The organism is Sphingomonas sp. NIC1 (assembly GCF_001638925.1).
Classification (GTDB): Bacteria; Pseudomonadota; Alphaproteobacteria; order Sphingomonadales; family Sphingomonadaceae; genus Sphingomonas; species Sphingomonas aquatilis.
In genome coordinates this window covers 515,001-526,977 of the sequence record NZ_CP015521.1, presented here as the reverse complement: position 1 = coordinate 526,977, position 11,977 = coordinate 515,001, and the positions used below count along the sequence as shown (strand labels likewise).

The window sequence follows — 11,977 nt, the reverse complement described above, 5'->3', positions numbered from 1 at the left end:
GCGGCGGATCGCCGGCGGCCCTCGTTGATCCGCAATATGGCGCGGGTGGGCGAGGCGATGAAGGGCGGCAAACGGCAACGGTCCGTTCGCGAAATGACGTGCGTTGACGCGGGCGCCGACACGCGAGAGGAGGAGGCATGACCAAGCCCCCCATCGGCCGCGACACGCGGCTGTGCATGTCCCTGTCGGCGCGTCCCGGCAATTTCGGCTCGCGCTTCCATAACCGACTGTACGAGCTGACGGGGCTGGACTTCGTCTACAAATCCTTCTCGACCACCGACCTGCCCGCGGCAGTCGGCGGCATTCGGGCGCTGAACATCCGCGGCTGCGCGATCTCGATGCCGTTCAAGGAGTCGGTGATTGCGCTGCTCGACGGCCTCGCGCCCTCCGCTGCCGCGATCGACAGCGTCAACACGATCGTCAACGACGATGGCGTGCTGACCGGCCACAATACGGATTACGGCGCGGTGGTGGATCTGCTGCGCGACGTCGACCCTGCCACGCGATTCGTGCTGCGTGGATCGGGCGGCATGGCCAAGGCGGTCGCCGCCGCACTGCGCGACAGCGGTTTTGCCGACGGCACGATCGTCGCGCGCAACCGGGCGGCGGGCGAGCCGCTCGCGACGCTGTACGGCTATCGCTGGGCGCCGGAGCTGGCTGAGGATGCGGCGCTGCTGATCAACGTGACGCCGCTCGGTATGACGGGTGCCGATGCCGACGCGCTCGCCTTTCCGGTCGAGATGATCGCGGACTGCACGATCGCGTTCGACGTCGTGCAATATCCGCCCGAAACGCCTTTCCTCCGCGCGGCGCGCGAGGCGGGCAAGCGCTGCATCACCGGCACCGAGGTGGCGACGTTACAGGCCTTGCAGCAGTTCATCCTGTACACGGGTGTGACGCCGACCGATGCACAGGTCGCCGAGGCCGCCGCGTTCGCGCGCGGCTGAGCCGGATCAGCGAGACGCCGAGCCACATTCATAGATGTTTGGGAAATGGCGCGCCCGGAACGATTCGAACGTCCGACCCTCAGATTCGTAGTCTGATGCTCTATCCAGCTGAGCTACGGGCGCTTGGCCATGGCAGAAGCCACGGCGGGTATTGGCGCTGCGGGTGGGACCCGCAGCAAGATATGGTCGGGAAGAGAGGATTCGAACCTCCGGCCCCTGCCTCCCGAAGACAGTGCTCTACCAGGCTGAGCTACTCCCCGACGGAGTCCGTCCGGGTCGTTTTCGGCGACCCGACCGTGCTTGGAGGCGCGCCTATAGCCACGCCCGAAACGGGATGCAAGCGCCCGATGCACTCTCTTGCGAAATCATGCGTGTTCGCCGTAGCAGGTGGCGCGTGAATATGATCGAAGCCCTTGCTGCGGCGCTGGTAATCCTGAACGTGGCGCTCGTCGCAGGTCGCAGCCTGTGGAACTATCCGGTCGCGCTGGTGGCGGTGGCGATCTACGCCAGCGTGTTCTTCGAGGCGCGGCTGTATAGCGACGCGCTGCTCCAGGGCTTTTTCTTCGCGGCGAATCTGTACGGCTGGGCGAACTGGTCGCGCAGTCGGCATGCGGCGGGCGAGGTGGTGGTCGACACGCTCGATTCGCGGGGGCGGACGCGCTGGTTGGCGGGCGGTATCGCCGCCTGGGCGATCTGGAGCGCGCTGATGCATCGTTACACCGATGCCTCCTATCCCTGGTGGGACGGCGCGATCGCCATCGCGTCGGTGGCAGCCCAGCTGTTGCAGGCGCGTCGCCGCATCGAAAGCTGGTGGGTGTGGATTGCGGTCGATGTGGCGAGCGTGCCGCTCTACGCCGCAAAGGGGCTGTGGTTTACCGCTGGGGTGTACGGTGTGCTGCTCGCGCTGGCGGTCTACGGCTACGTCGACTGGCAGCGCGCGGCGACGCGACGCCAGCTGGCGGTGGCGGCATGACGCCGCGAACGATCTGCCTGCACGGGCCGGAGAGCACCGGCAAGTCGGCGATGATCCCGCGGCTCGTCCAGCATTTCGGTGGCGTGCCGCATGTCGCCGAGTTCGGGCGCACCTATTGCGAGGCGTTCGGCACCGACCTGACGATGGCCGATCTGGTCGAGATCGCGAAGGGCCATGACGGCAAGACCCGCGGGGCGCTGTCAGAACGCAGCTATCCCGTGATCCTGGACACCGATCCGCTGATGACGGCGGTCTGGGCGGACATGATGTTCGGCCGCCGCGATCCCTGGTTCGCAACCTGGACCAATACGGCGGACATCTACCTGCTGTTCGATATCGATCTGCCGTGGGTCGACGATGGCACGCGGATGTTCGGCAGCCCCGCGCAACGCCAGCGTTTCTTCGATCTCAGCCGCAAGATCTTGGAGGAACGCGGCGTGCGCTGGGCGCTGGTAAGCGGGCAGGGCTCGACGCGTTACATCAACGCAATGCACGCGATTGAGGCGCTGAGCCGCGACTAGCGCAAAGCCGTCCTCCCCTGCTAGGGGCGGCGCATGACGACCCCGCTTTCGCAGATCCGTAACTTTTCGATCATCGCCCATATCGACCATGGCAAGTCGACACTTGCCGACCGCCTGATCCAGCGCACCGGCGGCCTGACCGACCGCGAGATGTCGAGCCAGGTGCTCGACAACATGGACATCGAGAAGGAACGCGGCATCACCATCAAGGCGCAGACGGTGCGCCTGTCGTATCCCGCGAAGGACGGCGTCACCTATACGCTGAACCTGATGGACACGCCCGGCCACGTCGACTTCGCGTACGAAGTGTCGCGGTCGCTGGCGGCGTGTGAGGGCGCGCTGCTGGTCGTGGACGCGGCGCAGGGCGTCGAGGCGCAGACGCTGGCCAACGTCTATCAGTCGATCGAGCATGACCATGAGATCGTGCCGGTCATCAACAAGATCGACCTGCCTGCCGCCGAGCCCGAGAAGGTGCGCAAGGAGATCGAGGATGTCATCGGCCTCGATGCGTCGGAAGCAGTGCTGGCCAGCGCCAAGTCGGGGATCGGCATCGACGACATCCTCGACGCGATCGTCACCAAAATTCCGCCGCCCAAGGGCGATGCGACCGCGCCGCTCAAGGCGATGCTGGTCGATTCGTGGTACGATCCGTATCTGGGCGTCGTTATCCTCGTCCGCGTGATCGACGGCACGCTGAAGAAGGGGCAGCAGGTCGCCTTCATGCAGGCGGGCACGACGCATCTCGTCGACCGCGTCGGCTGCTTCCGGCCGAAGATCGAGCAGCTGACCGATTTGGGGCCGGGCGAGATCGGCTTCATCACCGCGCAGATCAAGGACGTCGCGCAGGCGCGCGTCGGCGACACGCTGACCGACGCCAAGAAGCCCGCAGCCGAGCCGCTGCCGGGGTTCAAGGAAGTGCAGCCGGTGGTGTTCTGCGGCCTGTTCCCGGTCGATGCCAATGACTTCGAGAAGCTGCGCGAATCGATCAGCAAGTTGCGGCTGAACGATGCGAGCTTCAGCTTCGAGATGGAGACGAGTGCGGCGCTGGGCTTCGGCTTCCGCTGTGGCTTCCTCGGCCTGCTGCACCTGGAAATCATCCAGGAGCGGCTGACCCGCGAATACGACCTCGACCTGATTACGACCGCGCCGTCGGTGGTCTATCAGATCGACCTGACGCACGGTGGCGGCCAGATCGATCTGCACAACCCCGCCGACATGCCCGATCCCAACAAGATCGAGAGCATCAGCGAACCGTGGATCGAGGCGACGATCTACGTTCCCGACGAATATCTCGGCAGCATCCTGAAGCTGTGCCAGGACCGCCGCGGTATCCAGAAGAATCTGACCTATGTCTCGGGCCGCGCCCAGGCGACGTACGAACTGCCGCTCAACGAAGTGGTGTTCGACTTCTACGATCGCCTGAAGTCGCTGTCGAAGGGCTATGCCAGCTTTGACTATCACCAGATCGGCTATCGCGAGGGCGACCTCGTCAAGATGAGCATTCTCGTGAACGAGGAGCCGGTCGACGCACTGAGCATGATCGTCCACCGCGGCACCGCCGAAGTGCGCGGGCGTGGGATGGTCGAGCGGCTGAAGGAGCTGATCCCGAGGCACATGTTCAAGATCCCGATCCAGGCGGCGATCGGTGGCAAGGTCATCGCGCGCGAGACGATCAGCGCGATGCGCAAGGACGTGACCGCGAAATGCTATGGCGGCGACGCGACGCGTAAGCGCAAGCTGCTGGACAAGCAGAAGAAGGGCAAGGCCCGGATGCGCGAATATGGCTCGGTGAGCATTCCGCAGGAGGCGTTCATTGCGGCGTTGCGGATGGGGGATGAAGGCTGAGGCTGAGCGCCCGAGGCTAAGCAAAGCTTAGCCGAGGACCAGCGCCAGCCCGGCCGACGACCGCGCGACCCTGTCGTCGCGCGTGTCGATCGACGACGCGGCTTCGCCGCGGCGTGGCGTGTTTCGGTGTATCTTTTTTCTTAGTCACTCCGGACGTGTTCCGGAGTCCACTCTGCGGCGAGGCTTCCGCTTTGAGCCTCCGGACGTCCCCTGGTCGCCTGGTGGACCCCGGAACAAGTCCGGGGTGACGGGTTTGATGGGGCCGAAGTTGGTCTTCAGCGCGCCACCGCCGCGGCGAAGCCGTGCCGTCGATCGACACGGGCGAGAGTGAACTCGCCCGGTCGTCGGCCGGGCTGGCGCTGATCCTCGTCTAAGCGGCTGCGCCGCTTAGCCTCGGGCGCGCAGCCTTACATATAATTCTGGGGATCCGGGCTCGGCAGGTTGCAGGCGCGGGTCTTGCCGCGTTCGCAGGCGTCGACCTGCGCGCGCCAGTCGGCCATCGCCATCGCATAAGCACGCTCGCGGTCTGCCTGAAGCGCGGCATTCGCGACGATCGTCTGACGACGGGCACGCATCGCGGCGCGGTAGGCGGCGACGTCGGCCTGATAGCGCGCGTCGTTGGCGGCGTTGACCGCGGTCACGGCATGGCCGTCCATCCGCGCCTGTGCCGCGACGTCGCGATTGGCGGCGGCGACGCCCGGCGCGCTTTCGGCGGCGATTGCGTTGCTGCGTGGGGTGTTGCTGTCGTGACCCGGATCATAGGGCAGCGGCGTGCTGGGCTGATCGGCGGGATTGGTGCTCTGGGTCTGCGCGATGGCCGGGGCGGCGATCACCAAGGCGGCACCAATAAGTAACGGACGAAACATGGAGAATGCTCCTTGTTGGACTGTCCGCGATAATCGGTGAACGACAGGTCCGGTTCCGAACCCAGTGTCGGCGTCAGCGTTGCAGCTTGGCCAGCAGCGTGTCGAGGGTCTGCAGAAAGCGGCTGCGGTCGGCAGCGGCAAAGGGTTTGGGGCCGCCCAATTGCTCGCCGCCCGCGCGCAGGTCTGCCATGATCGCCCGCGTCGCGATCGCGCCACCGATCGACGCGGTCGTGAAAGGCTTGCCAGTAGGCGCGAGCACGGACGCGCCTGCCTTCAGGCAGCGATCGGCCAGCAAAATGTCCGCAGTGATCACCAGTGCCGCAGCATCGGCGCGTTCCGCGATCCAGTCATCGGCGGCGTCAAAGCCGTCGCTTACCACGACGCGCGTGATGAGCGGGTGCTGAGGGATACGGAAGGGCGCGTTGCTGACCAGCGTCACGGGCACCTCCCGGCGCCACGCGACTTTGTAGATTTCGTCCTTTACCGGACAGGCGTCCGCATCGACGAGGATGCGGACGCCTGGTGCCGGATCGGATGTCATCGTCTGCGCGCCTTAACCGCGGGGGCCCTTGCGATACGGCTTGGCCTGATGCCGCGCGGGCGCGCCACCGGTACGCGGGCGACCAGCATTGTCACGCGGCGCGCGCGGACCACGCGGACCGCCGCCATGACCGCCCTCGGCGCGCGGATTGCCGGCGAAGGGGACGATCTGCAGGCTGCCTTCGTCGCTTTCCGGGTTGGCGGTGCGCTGTACGCTGGCGAGTACGCGGTCGGCGACGGTGCGCGGCACTTCGAACAGCGTTTCCTTCGGGTTGATGCGGATCGCGCCGATTTCCGCCTTGGTGATATGGCCGCGGCGGCAGATCAGCGGCAACAGCCAGCGCGGGTCGGCGTTCTGGCGGCGGCCGATGTCCATGCGGAACCAGACGGTATCCTCGAAGCCGGGGCGGGGACCCTGCTGACGCTCGCTCTGCTGCGGCGCTGCCGAATCGAGCAGGTCTTCCGCCTGCGGCATCGCGGCGCGGTGCGCGTGGACGAGTGCGGCGGCGATATCCTCGGGCGACTTTTCGGCAATCAGGCGCTGCGCCAGCTCGCGATCCTCGTCGTCGAACTCGATCGGCTCGAGCAGCGTCGCGATCAGGCGCTCCCGATCCTGTTTGCGGATGTCGTCGGCGCTGGGGGCGGGGATCCAGTCGCAGGCGATCTTGGCCTGCTTCAGCATCATGTCGACGCGGCGGCGGCGCGGGTAGGGGACGATGAGCACCGCGGTGCCCTTCTTGCCCGCACGACCGGTGCGGCCCGAGCGGTGCTGCAGCGTTTCGGCGTCGCGCGGCATTTCGACGTGGATCACGAGCGTCAGGCTGGGCAGATCGATGCCGCGCGCAGCGACGTCGGTCGCGACGCAGACGCGGGCGCGGCGATCGCGCAGTGCCTGCAACGCCTGGTTGCGCTCATTCTGGCTGTGTTCGCCCGACAGCGCGACCGCCGCGAAGCCGCGCTCGACGAGGCTGGCGTGGAGGTGGCGGACGTTGTCGCGGGTGGCGCAGAACAGGATCGCCGTCTCCGCTTCGTGGAAGCGGAGCAGGTTGATGACGGCATGTTCGATATCGGCGGGCGCAACGGTGACCGCCTGATATTGGATGTCGCCGTGGCCACGCGTCTCACCGACGGTCGAGATGCGCAGCGCGTCATTCTGGTAGCGCTTGGCGAGCGCGACAATCGGCTTGGGCATGGTCGCCGAGAACATCAGCGTGCGGCGTTCGGACGGCGACGAATCGAGGATCTGCTCGAGGTCTTCCCGGAAGCCCATGTCGAGCATCTCGTCCGCCTCGTCGAGCACGGCGACGCGCAGCGCGGACAGGTCGAGCGCGCCGCGCTCGAGGTGATCGCGCAGGCGGCCCGGCGTGCCGACGACGATATGCGCGCCGTGGCTGAGCGAGCGACGCTCCTTGCTGGCGTCCATGCCGCCGACGCAGGTCGCGATGCGCGCATGCGCTTCCTTGTAGAGCCACATCAGTTCGCGGCTGACCTGCAACGCCAACTCACGGGTCGGCGCGATGATCAGCGCGAGGGGGAGGCCCGGCGGCGGCAGCGTGCCGTCGACGAGCAGTTCGCCCGCCATGGCAAGGCCGAAGGCGACCGTCTTGCCCGAACCGGTCTGGGCGGAGACGACGAGGTCGCGGCCGGCGGCTTCGGGTTCGATCACCGCGGCCTGGACGGCAGTGGGCGCTTCATAGCCACGGGCGACGAGCGCTTCAGCAAGAAGCGGGGGCAGGGAGGAAAAGGGCATGGGAAACCTAAAATAAAAGCGGGCCCCGAAGCCCATGCCGACAGGGCAGGGCTGGAGCGCAGCAGGTCAACAAAATCGCGATGGAAATCGCGGGCCAATGCGGGCGGCAATACGGGTAATGTGGCGCTTATCGCGTACGCATCATGGCCGTGGCCGTAACCCCAAGAGACCCTGCCTGCGCGCCAAATCCGCGAAGCCGAGGCCGAGCGAGGCCGCGCGGGCTCCCTACGCCAAACCGCGCCGCTGCGCAACTCGGGCAAAATCGGAGGGTGGCGCTACACGTGCGGGGCAACATTCCGTAACATTTATTAGTCCGATGCGGGATCAAACCCCGGCGCCTGCCGTTGGGCGGCGACGGATTGGAACGGGGCCGCCGCGGCGCCGACCATCGCGGTGAGGACGACTGCATGGCGACACTGGCTCCCCCGGCCCCACGGCACGCACCCCGAGATCGCGGTGGACCGCATGGCGCCGGGCGCACGCTGGATGCGCTGAACTTTTTCCTGGCGGATGTGCGCGATGGGCTGGGCCCGTATCTCGCCATCTATCTGCTCGCGGTACGCGGGCCGGCGCATGGCTGGAACGAGGCGACCGTCGGCATGGTGCTGACCATCGCGGGCATCGTCGGGCTGGTATCGCAGACGCCGGCAGGCGGCCTGATCGATCGCAGCCGTAACAAACCGGCGATCGTCATCGTCGCGGCCTTGCTGGTGACGCTGACCAGCGTATCGCTGCCCTTCGTCCACGGTTTCGCGATGGTCACCGCGACCCAGTCGCTCGCGGCGGTGGCGGGGGCGGTGTTCGCCCCGGCGATCAGCGCGATCACACTGGGCCTGTTCGGCCCCAAGCTGTTTTCGAAGCGCGTCGGGCGCAACGAGGCGTTCAATCATGCCGGCAACGCCGTATCCGCCGCGCTGGCCGGAGCACTGGCGTGGAAGTTCGGCCCGGTCGTCGTCTTCTGGTTGATGGGCGCGCTGACGGTGGCAAGCGTCGCCGCAGCGCTGCGGATTCGCAACGGCGATATCGACAATGCGGTGGCGCGCGGCCTCGATTGTGAACCGGACGAGACCTGCGACCAGCCCGGCGGTTGGCGCGTGCTGGTCGAGAACCGGCCGCTGCTGCTGTTCGCCGCCATCGCGTTCCTGTTCCACCTGGCCAATGCGGCGATGCTGACGTCGGTCAGCCAGCTGCTCGCCAAGACGGTAGGCAAGGATTCGGCGACCTCGCTGACCGCCGCCTGTATCGTCGCAGCGCAATTGGTGATGGTGCCGGTCGCCGTCATCGTCGGCCGCAACGTCGATAGCTGGGGGCGCAAGCCGCTGTTCCTTGTCGCGTTCGGCGTGCTGGCGGCACGCGGTGCGCTGTATACGCTGTCGAACGACGCCTGGTGGCTGGTCGGCGTGCAGGCGCTCGACGGAGTGGGAGCCGGTATCTTCGGCGCATTGTTCCCAGTGGTGATTGCCGACCTGACGAAGGGTTCGGGCCGCTTCAACGTCGCGCAAGGCGCGGTCGCGACGGCTCAAGGGCTGGGCGCGGCGCTGAGCGCGACGCTGGCGGGCACGATCATCGTCGGGGCAGGCTATGCCGTAAGCTTCCTGACGTTGGCAGCGACAGCGGCGGTCGGCCTCGCGCTCTATGCGATGGCGATGCCCGAGACAAAGCCGAAGCATCCCGCGCCCAAGGCGAAGGGGCACGCCGCATGATCGCGACGGTCGCCATCTGTGCAGGCGCCACCGCAGGTGTGATCGCGCGCCCGTTCCGTTGGCCGGAGGCGATCTGGGCGGTCGGCGGCGCGTTGCTGCTGCTGGTCACCGGGTTGATCGCGCCCGGGGCGGCGTGGGGCGCGGTGCTGAAGGGCAGCGACGTCTATCTGTTCCTGATCGGCATGATGCTGCTGTCCGAGGCGGCGCGCGAACAGGGCGTGTTCGACTGGGTCGCCAATCTTGCAGCGGCGCGCGCAAACGGATCGGCCACGCGCCTGTTCACATTGGTATTCCTGACCGGGGTGGTCGTGACGACCTTCCTGTCGAACGACGCGACCGCAGTGGTGCTGACCCCGGCGGTCTATGCCGTGGCGCGACAGGCGGAGGTGAAGCCGCTGCCACTGCTGTTCGCCTGCGCACTGGTCGCCAATGCGGCGAGTTTCGTGCTGCCGATCTCCAACCCCGCCAATCTGGTGCTCTACGCCAGCGACCTGCCGCGACTGGGCGCGTGGCTCGGCGCGTTTGCGCTGCCGTCGGTGTTGGCGTTGGTGGCGACCTATGCGGGTCTGCGCTTTCTGTTCCGCGATGCGCTGAGCGGTACGGCGGCGCAAGGCGAAGGGGTGAGCCTGTCGACCGGTGGCCGGCTGGCGCTGATCGGGATCGGTGCGACGGCGACCCTGCTGACGATCGCGTCGGCGGTCGGCTGGGATCTGGGCTGGCCGACCTTCGGCGCGGGCCTCGCCACCGCGATCGCGGTGCAGGCACGGGCCGGCGAGACGCCGCTGCCCTTGCTGCGGCGCGTGTCCTGGTCGGTGTTGCTGCTGGTCGCCGGGCTGTTCGTGATGGTCGAGGCGCTGGCGGAAACGGGGCTTATCCAGTGGCTCGCCACCCAGTTGATGCACGGCGCTGCGACCGACCTGCGCGCGACCGCTGCGGCGGCAGGCGGCCTGCTCGCGGTCGGTAGCAATGCGATCAACAATCTGCCCGCCGGGCTGATCGCCGCGCAGACGATCGCGGCGGCGCACCCCCCCAAGCTCATCGTCGATGCGCTGCTGATCGGCGTGGACCTCGGCCCGAATCTGTCGATCACCGGCAGTCTTGCGACGATCCTGTGGCTGATCGCAATTCGTCGCGAAGGCGAGGACGTCAGCTTCTTCCAGTTTCTGCGCGTCGGTGTGGTGACCACGGTGCCCGCGCTGATTCTGGCGATCGGCGTGCGGGTGTTGCTCGGTTGACGTGATTCGCCCGTGTCGAATCGGCCGTTAGGTTCTTCGGTCCGGGCGGGCGCTATAGGCCGCCAAAGGCCCGAGCCGTCAATGGGGTGACGCTTCTAGGAACGAGGCAAACTCTAGAGCGCCTGCGCCGCAGCCCAACCACTCGCCCACGCCCATTGGAAGTTGTAGCCGCCCAGCCACCCGGTCACGTCCACCGCCTCGCCGATCGCGTGAAGGCCCGGCACCCGGCGCGCCTCAAGCGTTTGCGACGATAGATCGGCGGTGCTGATACCGCCCACGGTGACCTCCGCTTTGGCAAAGCCTTCGCTGCCGTTGGGCGCGAAACGCCAGTCGGCAAGGCGCCGCGCCGCCTCGTCCAGCCGCCGGTCCGGCGTGTTGGCGAGTTCCGTGCTCACGCCGATTCGCTCGGCCAGTGCCTCGGCGAGCCGGTCTGGCAGATGCGCGGCCAGCGCGCGGCGCAAGGTGGTGCGGGGCTGCTGGCGCTTCGCCTCGATCAGCCAGCCGGGCGCGGTATCGGGCACGAAGTCGATGCCGATCGATTCGCGGGGGCGCCAATAGCTCGACACCTGCAGGATGGCGGGACCCGACAGGCCGCGGTGGGTGAAGAGGGCAGCCTCGCGGAATCGCGCCTTGCCGGCGCTGGCGACCACTTCCGACGCGACGCCGGACAGCGTGGCGAACAACGCCTCCTCGCCGCCCAGCGTCAGCGGCACCAGCGCCGGCCGGGGCTCGACCACCTTCAACCCGAATCGGCGGGCGAGATCATAGGCGAATCCGGTCGCGCCCAATTTGGGGATGGAAGGACCACCGGTGGCGATGACCAGCTTCGGCGCGGTCACGGTGCGGCGGGGCAGGGTGACGCGGTACGCTTGACCATCGTGATCGACCGCGCCGATCGGCGACGACAGGGCATAGTCCACGCCGCCCGCCGCGCATTCGTCGCGCAACATCGCGACGATCTGCTTCGCCGATCCGTCGCAGAACAATTGGCCGAGCGTCTTTTCGTGCCAGGCGATTCCATAGCGATCGACGAGGGCTACGAAGTCTGCCGCCGTGTAGCGGCCCAGCGCCGATTTGGCGAAATGGGGGTTGGCGGACAGATAGCGGTCGGGCGCCGTGTGGATATTGGTGAAGTTGCTGCGCCCGCCGCCCGAGATCAGGATTTTGGCGCCGACTGCGTCATTGTGGTCGACCAGCAATATCCGGCGGCCGCGTTGTCCGGCGACCGCGGCGCACATCAGTCCGGCGGCGCCGGCGCCGAGGACGATCGCATCATAGGTATCGGGGCTCGTCATGCGGCGCCGGTAGCCGCTGGCGGCGGCGTCGGCTAGCACGGCGCATCCAAGGAGAGAGCGATGCGACTGAGATCCCTGCTGTTCGTACCCGGCGACCGACCGGAGCGATTCGCCAAGGCGGCGGCCAGCGGCGCGGATGCGATCATCCTCGACCTGGAGGATTCGGTTGCAATAGCGGCAAAGGCGGCGGCGCGCGAGGCGGTGGCGCGCTATCTGGCGGAACCGGCGGACGTGATTCGGTTCGTCCGCGTCAATCCGCTGGGGAGCGGGGACCTCGACGCCGATCTTGCGGCGGCGCGCGG

General features: G+C 67.4%; 11 protein-coding genes and 2 tRNA genes (1 of these 13 running past the window's edge). 7 read left to right on the top strand and 6 right to left on the bottom strand.

Annotation, left to right across the window (positions count from 1 at the left end; genetic code table 11):
* Nucleotides 1-137: 137 nt before the first annotated feature.
* Complete coding sequence (locus A7E77_RS02630; RefSeq protein WP_063685694.1) at nt 138-947, top strand: shikimate 5-dehydrogenase; 810 nt, start codon at nt 138-140, stop codon at nt 945-947.
* Between the two features lie 46 nt (nt 948-993).
* On the opposite strand, the gene A7E77_RS02625 is transcribed toward A7E77_RS02630, so the two are convergent.
* Together A7E77_RS02625 and A7E77_RS02620 are read right to left on the bottom strand one after the other, a co-directional pair.
* Nucleotides 994-1,070, bottom strand: a tRNA-Arg gene (locus tag A7E77_RS02625).
* A gap of 60 nt (nt 1,071-1,130) precedes the next feature.
* Nucleotides 1,131-1,207, bottom strand: a tRNA-Pro gene (locus A7E77_RS02620).
* Nucleotides 1,208-1,347: 140 nt separating this feature from the next.
* Here A7E77_RS02620 and pnuC point away from each other — a divergent pair.
* The 3 genes from pnuC to lepA are packed head-to-tail and all read left to right on the top strand — an operon-like array spanning nt 1,348 to nt 4,286.
* Nucleotides 1,348-1,920 (top strand): nicotinamide riboside transporter PnuC, encoded by a 573-nt coding sequence (gene pnuC / locus A7E77_RS02615; protein WP_078462202.1) that lies wholly within the window; start codon nt 1,348-1,350, stop codon nt 1,918-1,920.
* Nucleotides 1,917-2,441: an AAA family ATPase gene (locus tag A7E77_RS02610; protein WP_063685690.1), complete on the top strand. Its 525-nt coding sequence runs from the start codon at nt 1,917-1,919 to the stop codon at nt 2,439-2,441. The genes pnuC and A7E77_RS02610 overlap by 4 nt, the downstream gene beginning before the upstream one ends.
* Before the next feature lie 33 nt (nt 2,442-2,474).
* Nucleotides 2,475-4,286 (top strand): translation elongation factor 4, encoded by a 1,812-nt coding sequence (gene lepA, locus A7E77_RS02605; protein ID WP_017979455.1) that lies wholly within the window; start codon nt 2,475-2,477, stop codon nt 4,284-4,286.
* Between the two features lie 407 nt (nt 4,287-4,693).
* Here lepA and A7E77_RS02600 read toward each other — a convergent pair whose 3' ends face one another.
* From A7E77_RS02600 to A7E77_RS02590, 3 genes are all read right to left on the bottom strand, one after another.
* Nucleotides 4,694-5,152 carry a hypothetical protein gene (locus tag A7E77_RS02600; RefSeq protein WP_226341824.1) on the bottom strand — a complete coding sequence of 153 codons (459 nt, stop codon included), beginning with the start codon at nt 5,150-5,152 and terminating at the stop codon, nt 4,694-4,696.
* Between the two features lie 73 nt (nt 5,153-5,225).
* On the bottom strand, nt 5,226-5,693 hold the full coding sequence (locus A7E77_RS02595) for a YaiI/YqxD family protein (protein WP_063685688.1): 468 nt from the start codon (nt 5,691-5,693) through the stop codon (nt 5,226-5,228).
* Nucleotides 5,694-5,705: 12 nt separating this feature from the next.
* Nucleotides 5,706-7,442, bottom strand: coding sequence for a DEAD/DEAH box helicase (locus tag A7E77_RS02590; protein ID WP_063685686.1), 1,737 nt, complete (start codon nt 7,440-7,442; stop codon nt 5,706-5,708).
* A 407-nt stretch (nt 7,443-7,849) separates the two neighbouring features.
* Between A7E77_RS02590 and A7E77_RS02585 the strand changes: the two genes are divergently transcribed.
* Nucleotides 7,850-9,145, top strand: coding sequence for an MFS transporter (locus A7E77_RS02585; RefSeq protein WP_226341823.1), 1,296 nt, complete (start codon nt 7,850-7,852; stop codon nt 9,143-9,145).
* Complete coding sequence (locus A7E77_RS02580) at nt 9,142-10,380, top strand: arsenic transporter (protein WP_063685684.1); 1,239 nt, start codon at nt 9,142-9,144, stop codon at nt 10,378-10,380. The genes A7E77_RS02585 and A7E77_RS02580 overlap by 4 nt, the downstream gene beginning before the upstream one ends.
* Before the next feature lie 113 nt (nt 10,381-10,493).
* Here the strand turns inward: A7E77_RS02580 and A7E77_RS02575 are convergent, their stop codons facing one another.
* On the bottom strand, nt 10,494-11,675 hold the full coding sequence (locus tag A7E77_RS02575) for an NAD(P)/FAD-dependent oxidoreductase (RefSeq protein WP_063689665.1): 1,182 nt from the start codon (nt 11,673-11,675) through the stop codon (nt 10,494-10,496).
* Between the two features lie 60 nt (nt 11,676-11,735).
* Here A7E77_RS02575 and A7E77_RS02570 point away from each other — a divergent pair, with 60 nt between their 5' ends.
* On the top strand, nt 11,736-11,977 hold the beginning of the coding sequence (locus A7E77_RS02570) for an HpcH/HpaI aldolase/citrate lyase family protein (protein WP_063685682.1). It continues 610 nt past the right edge of the window; the window shows 242 of its 852 coding nt (coding positions 1-242); it begins with the start codon at nt 11,736-11,738; its stop codon lies beyond the right edge, outside the window.

Bases quoted from the DNA above. Each gene is read 5' to 3' on its own strand.
- A7E77_RS02595 (WP_063685688.1), bottom strand. From the start codon at position 5,693: ATGACATCCGATCCGGCACCAGGCGTCCGCATCCTCGTCGATGCGGAC.
- A7E77_RS02585 (WP_226341823.1), top strand. From the start codon at position 7,850: ATGGCGACACTGGCTCCCCCGGCCCCACGGCACGCACCCCGAGATCGC.
- A7E77_RS02600 (WP_226341824.1), bottom strand. From the start codon at position 5,152: ATGTTTCGTCCGTTACTTATTGGTGCCGCCTTGGTGATCGCCGCCCCG.
- A7E77_RS02580 (WP_063685684.1), top strand. From the start codon at position 9,142: ATGATCGCGACGGTCGCCATCTGTGCAGGCGCCACCGCAGGTGTGATC.
- A7E77_RS02575 (WP_063689665.1), bottom strand. From the start codon at position 11,675: ATGACGAGCCCCGATACCTATGATGCGATCGTCCTCGGCGCCGGCGCC.
- A7E77_RS02630 (WP_063685694.1), top strand. From the start codon at position 138: ATGACCAAGCCCCCCATCGGCCGCGACACGCGGCTGTGCATGTCCCTG.
- lepA (WP_017979455.1), top strand. From the start codon at position 2,475: ATGACGACCCCGCTTTCGCAGATCCGTAACTTTTCGATCATCGCCCAT.
- A7E77_RS02610 (WP_063685690.1), top strand. From the start codon at position 1,917: ATGACGCCGCGAACGATCTGCCTGCACGGGCCGGAGAGCACCGGCAAG.
- A7E77_RS02590 (WP_063685686.1), bottom strand. From the start codon at position 7,442: ATGCCCTTTTCCTCCCTGCCCCCGCTTCTTGCTGAAGCGCTCGTCGCC.
- pnuC (WP_078462202.1), top strand. From the start codon at position 1,348: ATGATCGAAGCCCTTGCTGCGGCGCTGGTAATCCTGAACGTGGCGCTC.